This is a genomic window from Pseudomonas sp. NPDC089428 (genome assembly GCF_044749325.1).
In the GTDB taxonomy this organism is placed as follows: Bacteria; Pseudomonadota; Gammaproteobacteria; order Pseudomonadales; family Pseudomonadaceae; genus Aquipseudomonas.
Genome location: NZ_JBIVHT010000005.1, coordinates 69,109 through 88,636, shown reverse-complemented (window position 1 = coordinate 88,636; position 19,528 = coordinate 69,109). Strand labels below are relative to the sequence as shown.

At 63.1% G+C, this 19,528-nt stretch carries 23 protein-coding genes; 13 read left to right on the top strand and 10 right to left on the bottom strand.

Annotated elements, in window-relative coordinates:
• The first annotated feature begins 65 nt into the window (after window positions 1-65).
• On the top strand, window positions 66-1,802 hold the full coding sequence (argS, locus tag ACIPZ5_RS11585; RefSeq protein ID WP_313711766.1) for an arginine--tRNA ligase: 1,737 nt from the start codon (window positions 66-68) through the stop codon (window positions 1,800-1,802).
• 1 nt (window position 1,803) lies between these two features.
• Window positions 1,804-2,505, top strand: coding sequence for an SPOR domain-containing protein (locus tag ACIPZ5_RS11580; RefSeq protein ID WP_400808720.1), 702 nt, complete (start codon window positions 1,804-1,806; stop codon window positions 2,503-2,505).
• Window positions 2,506-2,562: 57 nt separating this feature from the next.
• Here the strand turns inward: ACIPZ5_RS11580 and ACIPZ5_RS11575 are convergent, their stop codons facing one another.
• Window positions 2,563-2,982 (bottom strand): TM2 domain-containing protein, encoded by a 420-nt coding sequence (locus tag ACIPZ5_RS11575; RefSeq protein ID WP_261942320.1) that lies wholly within the window; start codon window positions 2,980-2,982, stop codon window positions 2,563-2,565.
• Between the two features lie 166 nt (window positions 2,983-3,148).
• Here ACIPZ5_RS11575 and ACIPZ5_RS11570 point away from each other — a divergent pair, with 166 nt between their 5' ends.
• Complete coding sequence (locus ACIPZ5_RS11570; protein WP_261942319.1) at window positions 3,149-3,778, top strand: C40 family peptidase; 630 nt, start codon at window positions 3,149-3,151, stop codon at window positions 3,776-3,778.
• A 112-nt stretch (window positions 3,779-3,890) separates the two neighbouring features.
• Here the strand turns inward: ACIPZ5_RS11570 and ACIPZ5_RS11565 are convergent, their stop codons facing one another.
• Window positions 3,891-4,889: a PilT/PilU family type 4a pilus ATPase gene (locus ACIPZ5_RS11565; protein ID WP_343597589.1), complete on the bottom strand. Its 999-nt coding sequence runs from the start codon at window positions 4,887-4,889 to the stop codon at window positions 3,891-3,893.
• 66 nt (window positions 4,890-4,955) lie between these two features.
• Here ACIPZ5_RS11565 and ACIPZ5_RS11560 point away from each other — a divergent pair, with 66 nt between their 5' ends.
• The 9 genes from ACIPZ5_RS11560 to ACIPZ5_RS11520 all read left to right on the top strand — a co-directional run bounded on the left by ACIPZ5_RS11560 (window position 4,956) and on the right by ACIPZ5_RS11520 (window position 11,524).
• Window positions 4,956-5,642 (top strand): YggS family pyridoxal phosphate-dependent enzyme, encoded by a 687-nt coding sequence (locus ACIPZ5_RS11560; protein ID WP_400808717.1) that lies wholly within the window; start codon window positions 4,956-4,958, stop codon window positions 5,640-5,642.
• Window positions 5,643-5,680: 38 nt separating this feature from the next.
• A complete protein-coding gene (gene proC / locus ACIPZ5_RS11555) occupies window positions 5,681-6,499 on the top strand; it encodes a pyrroline-5-carboxylate reductase (RefSeq protein WP_343597585.1) in 819 nt (272 codons plus the stop codon).
• A gap of 10 nt (window positions 6,500-6,509) precedes the next feature.
• The gene (locus ACIPZ5_RS11550) at window positions 6,510-7,100 is read left to right on the top strand and encodes a YggT family protein (protein WP_085677934.1); all 591 of its coding nucleotides are present in this window, start codon (window positions 6,510-6,512) and stop codon (window positions 7,098-7,100) included.
• 98 nt (window positions 7,101-7,198) lie between these two features.
• Window positions 7,199-8,338: a homoserine O-acetyltransferase gene (locus tag ACIPZ5_RS11545; RefSeq protein WP_400808714.1), complete on the top strand. Its 1,140-nt coding sequence runs from the start codon at window positions 7,199-7,201 to the stop codon at window positions 8,336-8,338.
• A 7-nt stretch (window positions 8,339-8,345) separates the two neighbouring features.
• Window positions 8,346-8,966 carry a methionine biosynthesis protein MetW gene (gene metW / locus ACIPZ5_RS11540; RefSeq protein WP_027920979.1) on the top strand — a complete coding sequence of 207 codons (621 nt, stop codon included), beginning with the start codon at window positions 8,346-8,348 and terminating at the stop codon, window positions 8,964-8,966.
• 22 nt (window positions 8,967-8,988) lie between these two features.
• Window positions 8,989-9,423: a DUF4426 domain-containing protein gene (locus ACIPZ5_RS11535; RefSeq protein WP_261942314.1), complete on the top strand. Its 435-nt coding sequence runs from the start codon at window positions 8,989-8,991 to the stop codon at window positions 9,421-9,423.
• Window positions 9,420-10,016 (top strand): RdgB/HAM1 family non-canonical purine NTP pyrophosphatase, encoded by a 597-nt coding sequence (rdgB, locus tag ACIPZ5_RS11530; protein WP_085677931.1) that lies wholly within the window; start codon window positions 9,420-9,422, stop codon window positions 10,014-10,016. Before ACIPZ5_RS11535 ends, rdgB begins: the two co-directional genes overlap by 4 nt.
• Window positions 10,013-11,188: a radical SAM family heme chaperone HemW gene (gene hemW, locus ACIPZ5_RS11525; RefSeq protein ID WP_400808712.1), complete on the top strand. Its 1,176-nt coding sequence runs from the start codon at window positions 10,013-10,015 to the stop codon at window positions 11,186-11,188. The genes rdgB and hemW overlap by 4 nt, the downstream gene beginning before the upstream one ends.
• Before the next feature lie 9 nt (window positions 11,189-11,197).
• A complete protein-coding gene (locus tag ACIPZ5_RS11520; RefSeq protein ID WP_027920975.1) occupies window positions 11,198-11,524 on the top strand; it encodes a DUF3392 family protein in 327 nt (108 codons plus the stop codon).
• A gap of 629 nt (window positions 11,525-12,153) precedes the next feature.
• Here ACIPZ5_RS11520 and trmB read toward each other — a convergent pair.
• The 4 genes from trmB to ACIPZ5_RS11500 form a co-directional block, all read right to left on the bottom strand.
• Complete coding sequence (gene trmB, locus ACIPZ5_RS11515) at window positions 12,154-12,876, bottom strand: tRNA (guanosine(46)-N7)-methyltransferase TrmB (RefSeq protein ID WP_261942312.1); 723 nt, start codon at window positions 12,874-12,876, stop codon at window positions 12,154-12,156.
• A gap of 9 nt (window positions 12,877-12,885) precedes the next feature.
• Window positions 12,886-13,698 (bottom strand): thiazole synthase, encoded by an 813-nt coding sequence (locus tag ACIPZ5_RS11510; protein ID WP_261942311.1) that lies wholly within the window; start codon window positions 13,696-13,698, stop codon window positions 12,886-12,888.
• A gap of 53 nt (window positions 13,699-13,751) precedes the next feature.
• Complete coding sequence (gene thiS / locus ACIPZ5_RS11505; RefSeq protein WP_085677998.1) at window positions 13,752-13,952, bottom strand: sulfur carrier protein ThiS; 201 nt, start codon at window positions 13,950-13,952, stop codon at window positions 13,752-13,754.
• 102 nt (window positions 13,953-14,054) lie between these two features.
• Window positions 14,055-14,426: a DUF423 domain-containing protein gene (locus tag ACIPZ5_RS11500; RefSeq protein ID WP_261942310.1), complete on the bottom strand. Its 372-nt coding sequence runs from the start codon at window positions 14,424-14,426 to the stop codon at window positions 14,055-14,057.
• Between the two features lie 64 nt (window positions 14,427-14,490).
• Between ACIPZ5_RS11500 and mtgA the strand changes: the two genes are divergently transcribed.
• Entirely contained in the window at window positions 14,491-15,201 is a 711-nt protein-coding gene (mtgA, locus tag ACIPZ5_RS11495) for a monofunctional biosynthetic peptidoglycan transglycosylase (protein ID WP_343597572.1), read from the top strand.
• Between the two features lie 95 nt (window positions 15,202-15,296).
• On the opposite strand, the gene rpoH is transcribed toward mtgA, so the two are convergent.
• From rpoH to ftsY, 4 genes are all read right to left on the bottom strand, one after another.
• Window positions 15,297-16,151, bottom strand: a complete 855-nt coding sequence (gene rpoH / locus ACIPZ5_RS11490) for an RNA polymerase sigma factor RpoH (protein ID WP_054884203.1) — start codon at window positions 16,149-16,151, stop codon at window positions 15,297-15,299.
• A gap of 111 nt (window positions 16,152-16,262) precedes the next feature.
• The gene (gene ftsX / locus ACIPZ5_RS11485) at window positions 16,263-17,291 is read right to left on the bottom strand and encodes a permease-like cell division protein FtsX (RefSeq protein WP_261942308.1); all 1,029 of its coding nucleotides are present in this window, start codon (window positions 17,289-17,291) and stop codon (window positions 16,263-16,265) included.
• The gene (gene ftsE / locus ACIPZ5_RS11480; protein ID WP_012274659.1) at window positions 17,288-17,959 is read right to left on the bottom strand and encodes a cell division ATP-binding protein FtsE; all 672 of its coding nucleotides are present in this window, start codon (window positions 17,957-17,959) and stop codon (window positions 17,288-17,290) included. The genes ftsX and ftsE overlap by 4 nt, the downstream gene beginning before the upstream one ends.
• 2 nt (window positions 17,960-17,961) lie before the next feature.
• Entirely contained in the window at window positions 17,962-19,425 is a 1,464-nt protein-coding gene (gene ftsY / locus ACIPZ5_RS11475) for a signal recognition particle-docking protein FtsY (RefSeq protein WP_400808704.1), read from the bottom strand.
• Window positions 19,426-19,528 lie beyond the last annotated feature (103 nt).

Genomic DNA, 19,528 nt, shown 5'->3' with positions numbered 1-19,528 from the left:
ATGCCCAGTTTTTCCACCTGCGCATCCAGGCGCTCCACCGCGCTTGCGGTCGAAAAGAGATCCCCATGAAAGACACCATTCGCCAGCTGCTCCAGCAAGCCCTCACCCAACTCGTCACCGACGGTGTGCTGCCTGAAGGGCTGTCGCCGGCGATCCAGGTGGAAAACGCCCGGGACAAGACCCACGGCGACTTCGCCAGCAACATCGCCATGATGCTGGCCAAGCCGGCCGGCATGAAGCCGCGCGACCTGGCCGAAAAACTGATCAATGCCCTGCCGGCCAGCGCCGACATCAGCAAGGTCGAGATCGCCGGCCCAGGCTTCCTGAACTTCTTCCAGAACACCGACGCCCTGGCCAACCGCCTGGACGCCGCGCTGGCCGACCCCCACCTCGGTGCGCGCAAGGCGGGCCCTGCGCAGAAGGTGGTGATCGACATGTCGGCACCGAACCTGGCCAAGGAGATGCACGTAGGCCACCTGCGTTCGACCATCATCGGTGACAGCGTCGCCCGTGTGCTGGAGTTCCTTGGCGACGAGGTGATCCGCCAGAACCACGTGGGCGACTGGGGCACCCAGTTCGGCATGCTGCTGGCCTACCTGGAAGAAAACCCGATCACCAGCGACGAGCTGTCGGACCTGGAAAACTTCTACCGCGCCGCCAAAAAGCGTTTCGACGAGTCCGAAGAATTCGCCACCCGCGCCCGCGGCCTGGTGGTCAAGCTGCAGGCCGGCGACCCGGAGTGCATGGCGCTGTGGACGCGCTTCAAGGACATCTCGCTGTCGCACTGCCAGAAGACCTACGAGCTGCTCAACGTCAAGCTGACCATGGCCGACGTGATGGGCGAAAGCGCCTACAACGCCGACCTGGCCAACGTGGTCGCCGACCTCAAGGCCAAGGGCCTGCTGGTCGAGGACCAGGGCGCCCAGTGCGTATTCCTCGAAGAATTCAAGAACAGCGAAGGCGAGCCACTGCCGGTGATCGTGCAGAAGGCTGACGGTGGCTACCTGTACGCTACCACCGACCTGGCCGCCGTGCGCTACCGCAGCAACGTGCTCAAGGCCGACCGCGCCCTGTACTTCGTCGACCAGCGCCAGGCCCTGCACTTCAACCAGGTGTTCGAAGTGGCCCGCCGTGCCGGCTTCGTCGGCCACCCGATGCAAATGGAGCACATGGGCTTCGGCACCATGAACGGCGCCGACGGCCGCCCGTTCAAGACCCGCGACGGCGGCACCGTGAAGCTGATCGACCTGCTCACCGAGGCCAAGGAACGCGCCTACGCGCTGGTCAAGGAAAAGAACCCGAGCCTGGCCGAAGACGAACTGCGCCACATCGGTGAAGTGGTGGGTATCGGCGCAGTGAAATATGCCGACCTGTCCAAACACCGCACCAGCGACTACAGCTTCAACTTCGAACTGATGCTCAACTTCGAAGGCAACACTGCGCCTTACCTGCTGTATGCCTATACCCGCGTGGCTGGCGTGTTCCGCAAGCTGGGCAAGGGCTTCGACGAAGTCGAAGGCAACATCGTGCTGCAAGCCGCTCACGAGCAGGACCTGGCCGCACGCCTGGCCCAATTTGGCGAAATCCTCAACAGCGTCGCCGAAAAGGGCACACCGCACGTGCTGTGCAGCTACCTGTACGACCTTGCTGGCCTGTTCTCGAGCTTCTACGAGAACTGCCCGATCCTCGCAGCCGAAACCCCGGAACAGCAGCAGAGCCGCCTGCGCCTGGCTGCCCTGACCGGCCGCACCCTCAAGCAAGGTCTGGAGCTGCTCGGCCTGGAAACCCTGGAGCGCATGTAAGTTGGCTGCCAAGAAAAAACCAGCCCCCAAACGCGGCGCCAGCCGTCAGACGGCCCCAGCCAAGCAGCCGATCCCAGGCTGGGTATGGCTGGCGGTCGGCCTGACGGTCGGTGCATTCATTGTCTTCCTGATGAAGCTCGAACCCGGTGGCGGTGACATCAAGCGCACCAAGCCCGAGCAGCAGAAGCCGGAGAAAGTGGCCGAGGCCAGCAAGTCGACCGCACCGGCAACGCCACAGCCGCCGGTGAAGCCGAAGTACGACTTCTACACGCTGCTGCCAGAGTCCGAGGTGATCGTGCCGCCTGAGGCCGTGCCGGAGAAGACGCCGCCAGTACCCGCGCAGCCAGTGACCCCGGTCACCCCGGCCGAAGCCGCAAAGATCGATACCGCGCGCGCCCAGGCCGCGCTGCTGGGGCAGACACCGCCACCAGCGCCACCGGTGATCAAGCCGGCGGCGACCACGCAGTACTTCCTGCAGGCCGGTTCGTTCCGCAAGCAGGCTGATGCCGACAAGGTCCGCGCGCAGATCATCCTGCTCGGCCAGGTGGTCAAGGTCGAGTCGGGCACCGTCAAGGAAGAGACCTGGTACCGCGTACTGGTCGGCCCGTTCAGCAACCGCGAGCAGCTGACCGTGGCGCAGAAGCAGCTGGCGGGGGCCGGGTTCAGTAACCTGCTGCTACAGCAGCGACAGACCCGCCAGTAACGAGAAAGGCCTTGCCGCACAGCGCGACAAGGCCTTTTTTTGTGGGCGCCTGTCGCCCTATCGGCTGCGGCTGTTGGCTTCGGAAACCTGGCTGTTCAAGGTCCAGAAGTCATACAGCACACCCACCAGGAACAAGCCGCCGGTGAAGAAGTAGATGATCGCCGAGATCCACTTGCCCTGGTACAGGCGGTGCACACCAAAAATGCCCAGGAAGGTCAGCAGGATCCAGGCAATGTTGTAGTCGATACGGCCGGACTGGAAGCGCATGTCCGCCTCGCGGTCCATCGACGGGATCAGGAACAGGTCGATCAGCCAGCCAATGCCGAGCAGGCCCAAGGTGAAGAACCAGATCGTCCCAGTGATCGGCTTGCCGTAGTAGAACCGATGCGAGCCGGTGAAGCCGAAGATCCACAGCAGGTAGCCGATGACCTTGCTGTGGGTGTCGTGATACGGCGCCCCCTGTTGATAACTGTTCATTCATAGCCCTCTTGGGTTATCCGAAAATTTTCTAAATAAAAATGTGACTTTTCCGCCGCAGGCCGACGTACGGCACCATGACAATCGACCAACGGCCCTGAAACGGAGCAAAAAGCTGTTATAAAGTTGCGCGCCAAACACATAAACATTCATAAGAGCTTCATCTATGCCGCCTTTATTCAAGACATGGCTGACCCTCTGCCTATTATTGCCCCTGGCCGCCCACGCCACCAATCGTGAGCAACGTCTTCCCAATGGTTTCACCGGCTATACCAGCAATGCCTCGGTGAAACACGCGCCCGTCAAGCAGACCACGCTGCACGCACGCTCGAGCTATTCGAGCAAGGGCCACAACCTGCCTGCCGTTGCGGCGATGTCGCCGAAGCAGAGCAGCGATGTGCTCAGCCGCGCGGTCAACGTGCTCGGTACCCCTTATGTTTGGGGCGGCAGCAACCCGAAAAAAGGGTTCGACTGCAGTGGGCTGGTCAAGTACGCCTTCAACGACGTGGCAGACGTCGACCTGCCGCGTACCTCCAACGCCATGGCCCAGGGCCACGGCGTGAAGGTGGCCAAGAGCGACCTCAAGCCAGGCGACCTGATCTTCTTCAACATCAAGAGCCGTCGGGTCAACCACGTTGCCATCTACCTGGGTAACGACCGCTTCATCCATGCGCCACGTACCGGCAAGCGGGTAAGCATCGACAGCCTGAGCAAGCCGTACTGGCAGCAGCACTATGTGGTTGCCAAGCGAGTGCTGCCGAAAGAGCAGCAACAGCTGAGCCTGGCCAAGCGCTAGATCGGCATAGGGTTCTTCGCTGGTAAGCCCGCTCCCACAGTTACCGCACCGCCCTCGAGGCTTGTGCCATTTTGTGGGAGCGGGCTTGCCCGCGAAGAGGCCCGATCAGGCACTACATATTACTGATCAAGCCTTTCTCCCTCAGCCTTCGTATCGCCCCTTCCATCGTCCGCATCCCCTCCGCCGCTCCCGCCTGCATCACCGAACACAACTGCGCCATCCGCCCCTCGCGCACCAGGTTGCGCACCGCAGGCGTCGCCACCAGCACCTCGCGCGCCGCCACCCGGCCGCCACCCAGGCGCTTGACCAGCACCTGTGCCACCACCAACCTCAGCGACTCCGCCAGCATCGCTCGCACCAGCGGCTTTTCCTCCGCCGCAAACACTTCGACCAGCCGATCAATGCTGGCGGCCGCCGACCGCGTATGTACCGTGGCCAGCACCAGATGCCCGGTTTCCGCCGCGCGCAACGCCAGGCGGATGCTTTCCAGGTCGCGCAGTTCGCCAATCATGATCACATCCGGGTCCTGGCGCAGGGCGCTGCGCAGCCCTTGGGCAATGTCGCGACAATGCCGGCCAATCTCACGCTGGTTGACCAGGCTGCTGTGGCTGCTGTGGATAACTTCAACAGGGTCTTCGAGGGTAATGATATGCAGCGCCCGCTCACGATTGAGCCGGTCGATCAGTGCCGCCAGGGTACTCGACTTGCCGCTGCCGGTCGGGCCGCCCACCAGCACCAGGCCATCCGAGTGCCGCGCAACGGCTTGATACACTTCTTCAAGATCGAGTTCATCGACACTGGCAATGCGTTTCGCAATCAGACGGAACGTGGCCGCCAGGCCGTTCAACTGCCGAAATAGATTGAGACGAAAACGCCCCAGCGATACCAATTCAACTGCCAGGTCCAGTTCATCGCCCTGCCGCCATTGCCGGCACTGGCCCTCGTCGAGCAACGGCGTCAGTGCATCGCTCAAGGCGGCTGCCGTCACGCCCGGCAGTTGCATGCGCCGCAGTTCGCCATCCACACGCAGCATGGGTATTTCGCCCACGGCCAGATGCAGGTCGCTTGCCCCTGCCTCCACGGCCCGGGCCAACAGGTCGGTCACGTCCATGAGACTCCCCAATAGCCATCAAGCAGGTAGAATGCCGAAGATCTCCAGAGCCGACGGCATTGATCCATGTCCACCATAGCAGACAACCTTTCCGCCCTCGCCGCCCGTATCCACAACGCTGCCCAGGCTGCCGGGCGCGACCCGGCCAGTGTCCAGTTGCTGGCGGTGAGCAAGACCAAACCGGCCGCCGCCATTCGCGAAATCCACGCCGCCGGCGTGTGTGATGTCGGGGAAAACTACCTGCAGGAAGCCTTGGCCAAGCAAGAAGAACTGCGCGACCTGCCCTTGATCTGGCACTTCATCGGCCCCATTCAGTCGAACAAGACCAAAGCCATTGCCGAACATTTCGACTGGGTACACTCCGTGGACCGCCTGAAGATCGCCCAACGCCTGTCCGAACAGCGCCCTGCGGGCCTGCCGCCGCTGAACATCTGCCTGCAGGTGAACGTCAGCGGCGAAGACAGCAAGTCCGGTTGCGCCCCGGCCGACCTGCCAGCGCTGGCCAAGGCCGTGGCCACACTGCCCAACCTGCGCCTGCGCGGGCTGATGGCGATCCCCGAGCCGACCGATGACCGCGCCACTCAAGAGGCCGCCTTCGGCAGCCTGCGCCAGCTTCAGGAGAGCCTGCAGCTCGGCCTGGACACCCTGTCGATGGGCATGAGCCACGACCTGGAGGCGGCCATCGCCCAGGGAGCGACCTGGGTACGTATCGGTACCGCCCTGTTCGGCGCGCGCAATTACGGGCCCACCTGATTCCATGCTTTACTCACTCTTTCCCTCAAGGACCTGACATGAGCAAGACACGTATTGCCTTTATCGGCGCCGGCAACATGGCCGCCAGCCTGATCGGCGGCCTGCGTGCCCAAGGCCTGGACGCGGCGCAGATCCGTGCCAGCGACCCCGGCGCCGAGACCCGCACCCGCGTTCAGGCCGAGCACGGCATCGAGGCGTTCGAAGACAACGCCCAGGCCATTGCAGGTGCCGACGTGGTCGTGCTGGCAGTGAAACCGCAGGTCATGAAGGCCGTGTGCGAGGCGCTGAAGCCGAACCTGGAAGCCGGCCAGCTGATCGTTTCGATTGCCGCTGGCATTACCTGCGCGAGCCTGCAGGCCTGGCTAGGTGCCCGCCCGGTAGTGCGCTGCATGCCCAACACGCCAGCGCTGCTGCGCCAGGGTGTCAGCGGCCTGTACGCGACCGCTGAAGTGTCCGCCGAGCAACGCCAGCAGGCCGAACAACTGCTGTCGGCCGTCGGCACCGCCCTGTGGCTGGAACAGGAGCAGCAACTGGACGCCGTCACCGCGGTTTCCGGCAGTGGCCCGGCCTACTTCTTCCTGCTGATCGAAGCGATGACCGCTGCTGGCGTCAAGCTTGGCCTGCCACGCGAAACCGCCTCGCAACTGACTCTGCAAACCGCTCTGGGCGCCGCGCACATGGCCGTGGCCAGCGATGTCGATGCCGCAGAACTGCGCCGCCGCGTCACCTCGCCAGCCGGCACCACCGAAGCGGCAATCAAGTCGTTCCAGGGCAACAGCTTCGAAGCCATCGTCGAGCAGGCGCTGGAAGCGGCGTCGAAGCGTTCCGCCGAGCTGGCCGAACAACTGGGCAAATAAGGAGCTGTTGATGAATGCACTGTCCGGCGCCGCGATCTTCGTGGTGCAAACCCTGGTCAGCCTGTATCTGGTGATCGTCCTGCTGCGCTTCGTGCTGCAGCTGGTCAAGGCCAACTTCTACAACCCGCTGAGCCAGTTCGCCGTGCGCGCGACCCAGCCGCTGCTCAAGCCGATCCGCCGGGTAATCCCCAGCATCGGTGGCCTGGACACTTCGTCGCTGCTGCTGGCGATCGTCATCCAGGCGCTGCTGATGGGCTTCGTGCTGATGATCACCTACGGCACCTTCGGCGACATCCTGCACCTGCTGATGTGGGCGATCATCGGCATCACCTCGCTGTTCCTGAAAATCTTCTGGGTGGCGATGATTGTCATGGTGATCGTTTCCTGGGTCGCACCAAACAGCCACAACCCGGCTGCCGAGCTGGCCTGGCAGATCAGCGAACCGGTGCTGGCACCTTTCCGCCGCATCGTGCCCAACCTGGGCGGCATGGACATCTCGCCGATTTTCGCCTTCCTGGCGATTCAGGTGATCCAGTCGTTCGTCATGCCACCGCTGGCGGCCTACGCGGGCATGCCACAGGAACTGTGGCGGATGATCTGAGCCGCCAACCCTGCAGGTTGCCCCAGCGGCAAGCCTTTGCTTGCCGCTGGGGGTAGTGCTCTTTAGACTTACGCCTCCGTCAAGCGTGAGCAGGGTCGATGTCCACTGTCCTTCCCGAAGATTCCGTCGGTCTGGTTACACCGCAAATTGCCAGGTTCGAAGAACCGCTGGCCCTGGCCTGTGGCCGTTCGCTGAACAGCTACGAGCTGGTCTTTGAGACCTATGGCACCCTGAATGCCAGCGCGAGCAATGCCGTGCTGATCTGCCATGCCCTGTCCGGCCATCACCATGCTGCTGGCTACCATGCCACCACCGACCGCAAGCCGGGCTGGTGGGACAGCTGCATCGGCCCCGGCAAGCCGATCGATACCAACCGCTTCTTCGTGGTCAGCCTGAACAACCTCGGCGGCTGCAATGGCAGCACCGGCCCGAGCAGCATCAACCCGGCCACCGGCAAGCCTTATGGTGCCGAGTTCCCGGTACTGACCGTGGAAGACTGGGTGCACAGCCAGGCACGCCTGGCCGACCGCCTGGGCATTGCGCAGTGGGCGGCCATCGTCGGTGGCAGCCTGGGGGGCATGCAAGCCCTGCAATGGACCATTACTTACCCCGATCGCGTGCGTCACTGCGTGGACATCGCTTCGGCGCCCAAGCTGTCGGCACAGAACATCGCCTTCAACGAAGTGGCACGCCAGGCCATCCTCACCGACCCCGAATTCCACGGTGGCTCGTTCCAGGACCAAGGCGTGATTCCCAAGCGCGGCCTGATGCTGGCGCGCATGGTCGGCCACATCACTTACCTGTCCGACGACTCGATGGGTGAAAAATTCGGCCGCGAGCTGAAAAGCGACAAGCTCAACTACGACTTCCACAGCGTCGAATTCCAGGTCGAGAGCTACCTGCGCTACCAGGGCGAGGAGTTTTCCGGCCGCTTCGACGCCAATACCTACCTGCTGATGACCAAGGCCCTGGACTATTTCGACCCGGCCGCAGCCAATGGCGGCGACCTGGCGGCCACCCTGGCCAACGTCAAGGCGGATTACTGCATCATGTCGTTCACCACCGACTGGCGCTTCTCGCCGGCCCGCTCGCGAGAGATCGTCGATGCCTTGATGGCGGCACGCAAGAACGTCTGTTATCTGGAGATCGACTCACCTTATGGGCACGATGCCTTCCTGATCCCCACGCCTCGCTACATGCAGGGTTTCGCGAACTACATGAACCGCATCGCCATCTGAGGACACCATGAGAGCCGATCTGGAAATCATCCACGAGTGGATTCCCGCCGGTAGCCGGGTACTCGACCTGGGCTGCGGCAATGGCGAGTTGCTGGCTTCGCTGCGTGACCGCAAGCAAGTCACCGGCTATGGCCTGGAGATCGACGCCGACAACATCGCCGCCTGCGTGGCCAAGGGCGTCAACGTCATCGAGCAGGACCTCGACAAGGGCCTGGGCAACTTTGCCAGCAACAGCTTCGACGTGGTGATCATGACCCAGGCCCTGCAGGCCGTGGAGTACCCTGACCGTATCCTCGACGAGATGCTGCGGGTGGGGCGCCAGTGCATCATCACCTTCCCCAACTTCGGCCATTGGCGCTGCCGCTGGTACCTGGCCACCAAAGGCCGCATGCCGGTGTCGGACTTCATGCCGTACACCTGGTACAACACGCCGAACATCCACTTCTGCACCTTCGCCGACTTCGAAGAGCTGTGCCATGAGCGCCGTGCCAAGGTTCTTGACCGCCTGGCTGTCGACCACTTGCACCGTAACGGGTGGGGTGGGCGGCTTTGGCCTAATCTTCTAGGTGAAATCGGCATCTATCGCGTCAGCAGCCCAGGCCTGCAGGAGCACCAACTGGCAGTCTGACGCCCACCGGAGGATTCGCACCATGCGTCGCCTAGCCCTGCTCCTGATCAGCCTGTGCCTGGCCCTGCCAGTGATGGCAGCCGATGCTGCCAAACCCGAGCGCAAGGAAGTCTTCGGCGACGTGACGGTGCACTACAGCGCCTTCACCTCGAACATGCTGCAACCGAACATCGCCGCTGCCACCGGGCTCATCCGCAGCAAGAATCAAGGCGTGCTCAACATCGCCGTGCTCAAGGCCGACAAACCCGCCATGGCAGTGGTCAGCGGCACTGTGAAAGACCTGACCGGGCGTACCAGCCCGCTGTCGTTCAAGCAGATAACCGATCAGGGCGCCGTGTACTACATCGCCCAGTTCAAGATCGAGCAGGCAGAAACCCTGACCTTCGACCTCAATGTCGAGACCGGCGGGGTCAGCCATCCACTCAGTTTCAACCAGGAAGTGTTCCCAGGCGAATGATGAATTTCCAGCAACTCGTATTGGCCAGCCACAATGCCGGCAAACTCAAGGAACTGCAGGCCATGCTCGGCCAGTCCGTGCAACTACGCTCGATCGGCGAATTCAGCCAGGTGGAGCCTGAGGAAACCGGCCTGTCGTTCGTCGAGAACGCCATCCTCAAGGCCCGCAATGCTGCGCGCATCTCCGGCCTGCCGGCGCTGGCCGACGATTCCGGCCTGGCCGTGGACTTCCTTGGCGGTGCGCCGGGCATCTACTCTGCGCGCTATGCCGACGGCAAGGGTGACGCGGCGAACAACGCCAAGCTGCTCGAAGCCCTTAAAGATGTGCCACAAGAGCAACGCGGCGCTCAGTTCGTCTGCGTGCTGGCCCTTGTGCGCCACGCCGATGACCCGCTGCCGATCCTTTGCGAAGGCCTGTGGCACGGCAGCATTCTGTTCGAGGCCAGCGGCGAGCATGGTTTTGGCTACGACCCGCTGTTCTGGGTACCGGAGCGCAAGTGCTCCAGCGCCGACCTCGCTCCTGTGGATAAGAACCAGCTCAGCCACCGCGCCCGCGCCATGGCCTTGCTGCGTCAACGTCTGGGCCTGGCATGATCGCAACGCCGTCCCAAGCCAGCGTGGTGGCGCTCACCAGCCTGCCGCCGCTGGCGCTGTACATCCACATCCCGTGGTGTGTGCGCAAATGCCCTTACTGCGATTTCAACTCCCATGCCGCCGGGCCTGAGCTGCCGGAAGAGGCCTACGTCGACGCCCTGTTGACCGACCTCGACCTGGAACTGGCCGCCGTGCAGGGCCGGCCCCTGTCATCGATCTTCTTCGGCGGCGGTACGCCCAGCCTGTTCAGCGCCAATGCCCTGGGGCGCCTGCTGCGCGGTGTGGAGCAACGCATCCCGTTCGCGTCGGACATCGAGATCACGCTCGAGGCCAACCCGGGGACCTTCGAGCAGGAGAAGTTCAAGGCCTACCGACAGACCGGCATCAACCGCCTGTCGATCGGCGTGCAAAGCTTCCAGCCAGCCAAGCTGGAGGCGCTGGGGCGCATCCACAATGGCGACGAAGCGATACGTGCCGCCGGCATGGCGCGCGCCGCGGGCTTCGACAACTTCAACATGGACCTGATGCACGGCCTGCCCGAGCAGTCGCTGGACGACGCCCTGGGCGACCTGCGCCAGGCCATCGACCTGGGGCCGACGCACCTGTCGTGGTACCAGCTGACCGTCGAGCCGAACACGGTGTTCTGGAACCAGCCGCCGGAACTGCCCGAGGACGATATCCTCTGGGACATCCAGGAAGCCGGCCAGGCGCTGATGGCGGCCAATGGCTTCAAGCAGTATGAAGTTTCAGCCTATGCCCAGGCCGGGCGTGCCGCCCGGCACAACCTCAACTACTGGCGCTTCGGCGACTTCATCGGTATCGGTGCCGGCGCCCACGGCAAGCTGACCTTTGCCGATGGTCGCATCCTGCGCACCTGGAAGACCCGCCTGCCCAAGGATTACCTGAACCTGGCCAAGCCGTTCAAGGCTGGCGAGAAGGTGCTGCCGGTGGACGAGCTGCCGTTCGAGTTCCTGATGAACGCCCTGCGCCTAACCGATGGCGTGGAAGCCGAGCTGTTCACCCAGCGCACCGGGCTGCCTCTGGCGCAACTGGCCGAAGCTCGTCGCGCAGCCGAACAAAAGGGCCTTTTGCAGGTCGAACCGGATCGACTGCTGGCCACGCCACGCGGCCAGCTGTTCCTCAATGACCTGCTGCAGTACTTCTTGACCTAAGGATGACCCATGGATCTGGTACTTGATCTGCTCGCCACGGTTTCCCGCTGGAGCCGCAGCAACCTGTCGGAGATTTCCCTGGCACTGGTAGGCTGCCTGCTGGTGCTGTTCGGCACTGATATCAAAGGCTGGGTGGACCAGCGCCTGGGTGCCCTGGCAGGCGCGCTGCGCGTGCCGGTGATGGCTGCACTGGTGATGATCGGCAGTGGTGCGGCGCTGATCTATGCCACGCCGTGGGTAGTGAAGGGACTGGGGCAGTTTAACAACTACGCGCTGGCGCCGGTGCTGTTGGTGGTGCTGGTGTTGATTGGCGTGGTAGCTGATCGCCGCGGGTAAGCCTGCTAAAAGCTGCCCCGGGGAACCGGGGCAGCCCTACCACCTGACTAGCCCTTACTGGGCATCGTCGAAGTGATCGCGCATGAAGTCTCGAACGGTCTTGAGTACAGTCAAGATCCGGATGAGCTTCCAGACGCGGCTCAGCGCATCAAGCAAACGCTTCATATGCCTTGGCCTCCGTGTTGGCGGGCCAATCTTCCAGCATCTAACCGGCACTTCGATGCCTTCGAAAACCGTACGGGGGTTTTCGGTGAAGTGGCCAGGTCAATGGCCCTTCGAACTATCCACCGGCACGGTTCTCAGGCCGTGTCGAAGGGGCCGGAAAGCAGAATTCTTCGCCTACCCGACCCATCACCAAAATTGTCGCACAGGAGCAGCGCGATGATACTTGGGATACACGATCGAAGCTGTTAATCGCTTCGACACACATAATGCTGGATATTTCTGATCATTGACCCACCGTCTCGGGGTGCCTATGATCCACTGACCGTACGGGGGTTTTCGGTGAAATCCCGGAGCGGAGGATACTCAGTCCTGTCGCTCACACAAAAAAACCGCTCTTTTCAGAGCGGTTTTTTTTGCCTGCAGTTTGTGCAGACCTCAGCACATCGAAAGGCTCAATCAGCCGATCAATCCACCTTCTCGAACTTCAGATCCCACACCCCATGCCCCAGTCGCTCGCCGCGGCGCTCGAACTTGGTGATCGGGCGCTCTTCCGGGCGCGGCACGTAAGTACCGTCTTCAGCACGGTTACGATAACCCGGGGCTGCGCTCATCACTTCCAGCATGTACTCGGCATACGGTTCCCAGTCGGTTGCCATGTGGAACACGCCACCAGGCTTGAGCTTGCGCCGTACCAGCTCGGCGAACTCCAGCTGGACGATGCGCCGCTTGTGGTGACGCGCCTTGTGCCAAGGGTCAGGGAAGAACAACATCAGGCGGTCGAGGCTGTTGTCGGCCACGCAGCGGTTGAGCACCTCGATGGCGTCGCAGTCGTACACCCGCAGGTTCTTCAGGCCCTGTGTCAGCACACCATTGAGCAGCGCGCCAACACCCGGACGGTGCACTTCGACACCGATGAAGTCCTGCTCAGGCGCGGCAGCGGCCATCTCCAGCAGGGAATGGCCCATGCCGAAGCCGATCTCCAGGGTGCGAGGCGCCGAACGGCCGAACACCTGGTCATAATCCACCGGGCTGTCGGCCAGCGGCAGAATGTACAGCGGGCCGCCCTGGTCGAGGCCGCGTTGCTGGCCTTCGGTCATGCGCCCGGCGCGCATCACGAAACTCTTGATGCGGCGGTGTGGGCGCTGGTCGCCGTCGGCGGTGATCGGCGTATCTTGCGAGTCAGTCATCAGGGGCTCTTACTTGATCAGACCATCCAGCGGCGAAGAGGCGCTGGCGTAAAGTTTTTTCGGCATGCGACCGGCCAGGTAGGCCATGCGGCCGGCGACGATGGCGTGCTTCATGGCTTCGGCCATCAGCACCGGCTGCTGGGCATGGGCGATGGCCGAGTTCATCAGCACGGCTTCACAGCCCATTTCCATGGCGATGGTGGCATCGGAGGCGGTACCCACACCGGCGTCGACCAGTACCGGCACCTTCGACTCTTCGAGGATGATCTGCAGGTTGTACGGGTTGCAGATGCCCAGGCCAGTACCGATCAGGCCGGCCAGCGGCATCACCGCGATGCAGCCGGCTTCTGCCAGCTGGCGGGCGATGATCGGGTCGTCGCTGGTGTAGACCATCACGTCGAAACCGTCCTTGACCAGCACTTCGGCAGCCTTGAGGGTTTCGATCACGTTGGGGAACAGGGTTTTCTGGTCGGCCAGCACTTCCAGTTTCACCAGCGTGCGCGACTCGTGGGACTTGTGGCCATCGAGCAGCTCACGGGCCAGGCGGCAGGTACGTACCGCCTCGACAGCGTCAAAGCAACCTGCCGTGTTTGGCAGGATGGTGTACTTGTCGGGCGACAGCACGTCGAGCAGGTTCGGCTCGCCCGCATTCTGGCCCAGGTTGGTCCGGCGCACGGCCACAGTGACGATCTCGGCACCCGAGGCTTCGGTTGCCAGGCGGGTTTCGTCCATGTCACGGTATTTGCCGGTGCCAACCAGCAGGCGCGACTGGAAAGTGCGCCCGGCCAGGATGAAGGGCTTGTCGCTACGAACGTTGCTCATCGTTGTTCCTCTGAAAAGGTTACGGGGCTATCAGGTGAATCGCCGGTGAATGCTCAACCGCCTCCGATGGCATGGACCACTTCGACCTGGTCGCCTTCGTTAAGCTGGGTGCTGTCGTGCTGGCTGCGCGGCACGATATCCAGGTTGAGCTCCACCGCCACCCGGCGCCCGGTCAGTTCCAGGCGGGCCAGCAGGGCCGCGACGCTTTCGCCAGCGGGCAATTCGTAAGGTTCACCGTTCAGTTGAATGCGCATGCGCACGGCCACCATTGTTCTTTGGGGCCCGCATTCTAGCGCCGATCCACGCACGAACCCAAGGGCGCTGCACGCCATTAGTCGCGATTGTGGACCGTTCGGTCAGCCCAGGCGCCAGGCAGCCAGGCCCAGGCACAGCCAACCGGCGAGGAAGCACAGGCCGCCGACGGGGGTGATCATGCCCAGCTTGCCAAGGCCGCTCAGGGTCAGCAGGTACAGGCTACCGGAGAACAGCACGATCCCCAGGGCGAACAGACCGCCGGCCCAGCCGACCAGACGCCCAGGCAGGTGCGCCGAAAGCACGGCGACACCAAAGATCGCCAGGGCATGCACCAGCTGATAGGTCACCCCCGTATGGAAAATGGCCAGGTAATCGGCCGTCAGGCGGTTCTTCAGCCCATGTGCGGCGAACGCGCCCAAGGCGACGCCGGTAAAGCCGAAAAAGGCGGCAAGCATGAGGAAGCTGCGAAGCATGGGACGACTCCTTGTATCGGGTCTGTATAATGGCCCGTTCCACCGGTCCGGCCAAGCTATCGCCATGCTGTCATCCATTCTCCGCCGCCTCGCCCGCGCCCTGCTCTGGTTCGCTGCCGGCAGCATCGTGCTGGTACTGGTGTTTCGCTGGGTGCCACCGCCGGGCACCGCCTTGATGCTCGAGCGCAAGGTGCAATCGTGGGTGAGTGGCGAACCGATCGACCTGCAACGCGACTGGGAACCGTGGGAAAACATCTCCGACGAGCTCAAGGTGGCAGTCATCGCCGGCGAAGACCAGAAGTTCGCCAGCCATTGGGGCTTCGACATCCCGGCAATCCAGGCGGCACTGGCGTACAACGAGCGTGGCGGCAGTGTTCGTGGCGCCAGCACCCTGACCCAGCAAGTGGCCAAGAACCTGTTCCTGTGGTCGGGCCGCAGCTGGTTCCGCAAGGGGCTGGAAGCCTGGTTCACCGCGCTGATCGAGCTGTTCTGGTCGAAGGAGCGGATTCTCGAGGTCTACCTGAACAGTGCCGAGTGGGGCAAGGGCGTGTTCGGTGCCCAGGCTGCGGCGCGTTATCACTTTGGTGTCGATGCCAGCCGACTGACCCGCCAACAGGCCGCACAACTGGCGGCGGTGCTGCCGAGCCCGATCAAGTGGAGTGCCAGCAGGCCGAGTGCCTATGTGGCGAGCCGGGCGGGGTGGATTCGCCGGCAGATGAGCCAGTTGGGTGGGCCGAGCTACCTGATGCAGCTGGATGCTTCGCGTCGGCCTTGAGCTGATTGGCATGCGAAAGGGCCTGTAAAGCCAAACCCAATGAAAAAGCCGCTCACCCTCTCGGGTCAGCGGCTTTTTAGTGCAGCCAGGCTTGATCAGACGGTGATCAACGCCTTGACCTTGTTCATCGCATTTTTCTCCAGCTGGCGGATCCGCTCAGCCGAAACGCTGTACTTGTCAGCCAGCTCATGCAACGTGGCCTTCTCTTCCGCCAACCAGCGCTGGTAGAGAATATCCCGACTACGATCATCCAGGCCTTGCAGCGCTTCATGCAGGTTGCTGGTGGAGTTGTCGCTCCAGTCTGCATCCTCCAGCTGCACCGCCGGGTCGTAGCGGTGGTCTTCCAGATAATGCGCAGGCGACTGGAAGGCGCTGTCGTCATCCGCTTCGGCTGCCGGGTCGAAGGCCATGTCCTGGCCACTCAGGCGGCTTTCCATTTCGCGCACTTCACGTGGCTCGACGCCGAGGCTTTCCGCCACGCGATGCACTTCGTCGTTGTTCAGCCAGGCCAGACGCTTCTTCTGGCTGCGCAGGTTGAAGAACAGCTTGCGCTGGGCCTTGGTGGTCGCCACCTTGACGATGCGCCAGTTGCGCAGGATGAATTCGTGGATCTCTGCCTTGATCCAGTGCACGGCGAAGGACACCAGGCGCACACCCATTTCCGGGTTGAAGCGCTTCACGGCCTTCATCAGGCCGACGTTGCCTTCCTGGATGAGGTCAGCCTGAGCCAGCCCGTAGCCTGCATAGCTACGTGCGATATGTACAACGAAACGCAGGTGGGCCATCACCATTTGCCGAGCGGCCTCGAGATCCTGCTCGTAGTAGAGACGCTCGGCCAGATCACGCTCCTGCTCGACAGACAACAGCGGGATGCTGTTGACCGTGTGCACGTAGGCTTCCAGGTTTGCACCGGGTACCAGGGCATAGGCAGGTTGCAACGATGTGGTCATTCAAGAACCTCCGACTTACAAAACTCGCGCCTTGTGAGCGCTGCCAACATAGACCCGGAACGACCGTACAAGTTCCATCGTGAAGAAAATGTCAATGCTGGCACGTAAAAACTATCGCGGCGCCAGCTCGTTCAGATGGCGGGCAACGGCGATCCATGCACCGATATACCCCAACAGCACCGCTCCGATCAAGAGCGACAGACCATCGGAAGCTGGCACCCCGCCCAGGGCGAAGTCACTGCCATACAGCCCGGACAGCCCTACCACGGCCTCGTTCAGCCAGTTCAGGCCAAACGCCAGGATCGCCCAGGCCAGCACGCCCGCACCCAGGCCGTACAAGGCGCCCATGTACAGGAAAGGCCGGCGCACGTAGCTGTCGGTGCCGCCTACCAGCTTGATCACTTCGATCTCGATGCGGCGGTTTTCAATATGTAGACGAATTGTGTTACCGATTACTAACAGCAGTGCAGAAATCAGCATCACTGCCAGGCCGAAGACAAACCGGTCGCCCAGCTTGAGGATCGCCGCCAGGCGCTCCACCCATACCAGGTCCAGTTGCGCGTTCTCCACCCTTGGCAGCTCCGCCAGGCGCTGACGCAGGGCTTCCAGGGCCGGCTTGTCGACCTCGGTAGGAGTTACCACCACGACACCGGGCAACGGGTTGTCGGGCAGTTCGCGAAGGGCTTCGCCCAACCCGGACTGCTGCTGGAACTCTTCCAGGGCCTGCCCCGGGCTGACGTACTGGGCGTCGGCGACCCCCGGCATACGCCTGATGTCGTCGCGCAGGGCTTCACCCTGCTGGTTACCCGCATCGAGCTTGAGGTAGAGCGAAATCTGCGCAGCGCGCTGCCAGGAGCCTCCCAGCACCTCGATGTTCTTCAACAGCAGCGACAGGCCCATCGGCATGCTCAGGGCTACGGCCATCACCAGACAGGTGAAGAAGCTGCCGATCGGCTGCTTGCCCAGGCGCCGCAAGCTGTCGGCAAGGCTGGCGCGATGGCTTTCCAGCCAGGCGTGCAGCAGGGTGCGGAAGTCCGGACCATCGTCGTCGTGATCGCCGCCCTTCTTCTTGGCCGGCTGCGGGTCGGCTGCCTTGGGCGCAACGCGTTCGGAAACCTTTGGTGTACGTGTAGTGCTCATTGCCCGGCCTCCCCATCGCCGATCAGACGGCCGCGCTGCAGGGTCAGCATGCGGTGGCGCATACGCGCAATCAGTGCCAGGTCGTGGCTGGCGATCAGAACCGTGGTGCCCAGGCGGTTGATGTCCTCGAAGACGCCCATGATTTCTGCAGCCAGGCGCGGGTCGAGGTTACCGGTGGGTTCGTCGGCCAGCAGCAAGGCCGGCTGATGGACGATGGCGCGGGCGATACCGACCCGCTGCTGCTGGCCAGTGGACAGGTCGGCCGGGAACAGCTCGCCCTTGTCGGACAGCGAAACGCGCTCCAGCGCCGAATCCACACGCTTGGCGATTTCGGCCTTGGACAAGCCGAGAATCTGCAGCGGCAAGGCGATGTTGTTGAACACCGTGCGGTCGAACAGCAGCTGGTGGTTCTGGAACACCACGCCGATCTGCCGGCGCAGGAACGGGATCTGCGCATTGCTGATCTGGCCCAGGTCCTGCCCGGCCAGCATCAGCTTGCCGCTGGTCGGGCGCTCCATGGCCAGCAGCAGGCGCAGCAAGGTGCTCTTGCCCGCGCCCGAGTGCCCGGTGACGAACAGGAACTCGCCCCGGCGCGCGCGGAAACTCAGCTCGTGCAAGCCGACATGGCCGTTAGGGTAGCGCTTGGCAACCTGTTCGAATCGGATCATGGTCAGTCTCGCTCGGCGAACAGAGCCTTGACGAACGGCTCGGCTTCGAAGGTACGCAGGTCGTCGATGCCTTCACCGACACCGATGAAGCGGATCGGGATGTTGAACTGCTTGGCCAGGGCAAAGATCACCCCGCCCTTGGCGGTGCCGTCCAGCTTGGTCAGGGCCAGGCCGGTCAGTTCGACGCTCTGGTTGAAGTACTTGGCCTGGCTGATGGCGTTCTGCCCGGTACCGGCGTCGAGCACCAGCAGCACCTCGTGCGGCGCCTCGGCGTCGAGCTTGCCGATTACCCGGCGAACTTTTTTCAGCTCTTCCATCAGGTTGTCTTTGGTGTGCAAGCGGCCGGCGGTGTCGGCGATCAGCACATCCACACCACGGGCCTTGGCGGCCTGCACGGCGTCGAAGATCACCGAGGCGGAATCGGCACCGGTGTGCTGGGCGATCACCGGAATCTGGTTACGCTCGCCCCAGACCTGCAACTGCTCGACGGCGGCGGCGCGGAAGGTATCACCGGCAGCCAACATGACTTTCTTGCCTTCCAGCTGCAGCTTCTTGGCCAGTTTGCCGATGGTGGTGGTCTTGCCGGCACCGTTCACGCCAACCACCAGAATCACATAGGGCTTGTTCTGCGCTTCGACCTTGAGCGGCTGCTCGACCGGGCGCAGCAGTGCGGCCAGTTCTTCCTGCAGCGACTTGTACAGCGCGTCGGCGTCAGCCAGTTGCTTGCGGGCGACCTTCTGGGTCAGGTTCTGAACGATGGACGATGTGGCTTCGACGCCGACGTCGGCAGTCAGCAGGCGGGTTTCGATCTCGTCGAGCAGGTCGTCATCGATGACCTTCTTGCCCAGGAACAGGCTGGCCATGCCTTCGCCGATGCTGGCGCTGGTCTTCGACAGGCCCTGCTTGAGGCGGGCGAAGAAACCTGGTTTGGACTGCTCGGTGGCCACCGGCGCCGCAACCACTGGCGCAGGCTCAGGTGCCACCGGCGCAGGGGCTGCGACTGGGGCCACCACCGGCTCTGGCGCTGGACGTTCAGGAATCACCGGCGGCGCCTTGGGCTCCAGGTCTGGCACCAGCGCCACGGGCTCTTCGGCAACCGGAAGTACCAGATTGCTGACAGGGGCGGCATGCTCGACCACCGGGGCAGCCTCGACCGGCGCTGCTTGCAGAGGCACGGAAGCGACGGGCTCAGGCGCCGGGGCCACCAGCGGCTCAGAGGCGATTGGCTCAGGCGTCGGCGCTTGCACCGGCTCGACCGGCGCAGGCTGCTGCGCCTCGACAAGCGACTGCTGGGCAGCAGGTTGCGGCGCTACTGGCTCGGCTGGCTGCACCTCGGGCGCTTGTGGCTCAGGCGTTTGAGGCTGTTCGGCGACAGGTTGCTGCGGCTTCTTGCGAAACCAGCTGAACAGGCCTTTTTTCTCGCCAGCCTCGGCCGGCGCTTTTTTGTCGTCGTTGGAACCAAACATGGAAGACGGCTATCTCAGGGTAGCGATGGGCCAGCAGCTGGCGCATCGGGAATTCTCTAAACGCAGAACAGACTATTTTGAATCCGACTGGTTCATGCGCAAT

Coding starts and splice junctions, on each gene's coding strand:
- argS (WP_313711766.1), top strand. CDS start 66: ATGAAAGACACCATTCGCCAGCTGCTCCAGCAAGCCCTCACCCAACTC.
- ACIPZ5_RS11575 (WP_261942320.1), bottom strand. CDS start 2,982: ATGAACAGTTATCAACAGGGGGCGCCGTATCACGACACCCACAGCAAG.
- ACIPZ5_RS11570 (WP_261942319.1), top strand. CDS start 3,149: ATGCCGCCTTTATTCAAGACATGGCTGACCCTCTGCCTATTATTGCCC.
- ACIPZ5_RS11565 (WP_343597589.1), bottom strand. CDS start 4,889: ATGGACGTGACCGACCTGTTGGCCCGGGCCGTGGAGGCAGGGGCAAGC.
- ACIPZ5_RS11560 (WP_400808717.1), top strand. CDS start 4,956: ATGTCCACCATAGCAGACAACCTTTCCGCCCTCGCCGCCCGTATCCAC.
- proC (WP_343597585.1), top strand. CDS start 5,681: ATGAGCAAGACACGTATTGCCTTTATCGGCGCCGGCAACATGGCCGCC.
- ACIPZ5_RS11550 (WP_085677934.1), top strand. CDS start 6,510: ATGAATGCACTGTCCGGCGCCGCGATCTTCGTGGTGCAAACCCTGGTC.
- ACIPZ5_RS11545 (WP_400808714.1), top strand. CDS start 7,199: ATGTCCACTGTCCTTCCCGAAGATTCCGTCGGTCTGGTTACACCGCAA.
- metW (WP_027920979.1), top strand. CDS start 8,346: ATGAGAGCCGATCTGGAAATCATCCACGAGTGGATTCCCGCCGGTAGC.
- ACIPZ5_RS11535 (WP_261942314.1), top strand. CDS start 8,989: ATGCGTCGCCTAGCCCTGCTCCTGATCAGCCTGTGCCTGGCCCTGCCA.
- rdgB (WP_085677931.1), top strand. CDS start 9,420: ATGATGAATTTCCAGCAACTCGTATTGGCCAGCCACAATGCCGGCAAA.
- hemW (WP_400808712.1), top strand. CDS start 10,013: ATGATCGCAACGCCGTCCCAAGCCAGCGTGGTGGCGCTCACCAGCCTG.
- ACIPZ5_RS11520 (WP_027920975.1), top strand. CDS start 11,198: ATGGATCTGGTACTTGATCTGCTCGCCACGGTTTCCCGCTGGAGCCGC.
- trmB (WP_261942312.1), bottom strand. CDS start 12,876: ATGACTGACTCGCAAGATACGCCGATCACCGCCGACGGCGACCAGCGC.
- ACIPZ5_RS11510 (WP_261942311.1), bottom strand. CDS start 13,698: ATGAGCAACGTTCGTAGCGACAAGCCCTTCATCCTGGCCGGGCGCACT.
- thiS (WP_085677998.1), bottom strand. CDS start 13,952: ATGCGCATTCAACTGAACGGTGAACCTTACGAATTGCCCGCTGGCGAA.
- ACIPZ5_RS11500 (WP_261942310.1), bottom strand. CDS start 14,426: ATGCTTCGCAGCTTCCTCATGCTTGCCGCCTTTTTCGGCTTTACCGGC.
- mtgA (WP_343597572.1), top strand. CDS start 14,491: ATGCTGTCATCCATTCTCCGCCGCCTCGCCCGCGCCCTGCTCTGGTTC.
- rpoH (WP_054884203.1), bottom strand. CDS start 16,151: ATGACCACATCGTTGCAACCTGCCTATGCCCTGGTACCCGGTGCAAAC.
- ftsX (WP_261942308.1), bottom strand. CDS start 17,291: ATGAGCACTACACGTACACCAAAGGTTTCCGAACGCGTTGCGCCCAAG.
- ftsE (WP_012274659.1), bottom strand. CDS start 17,959: ATGATCCGATTCGAACAGGTTGCCAAGCGCTACCCTAACGGCCATGTC.
- ftsY (WP_400808704.1), bottom strand. CDS start 19,425: ATGTTTGGTTCCAACGACGACAAAAAAGCGCCGGCCGAGGCTGGCGAG.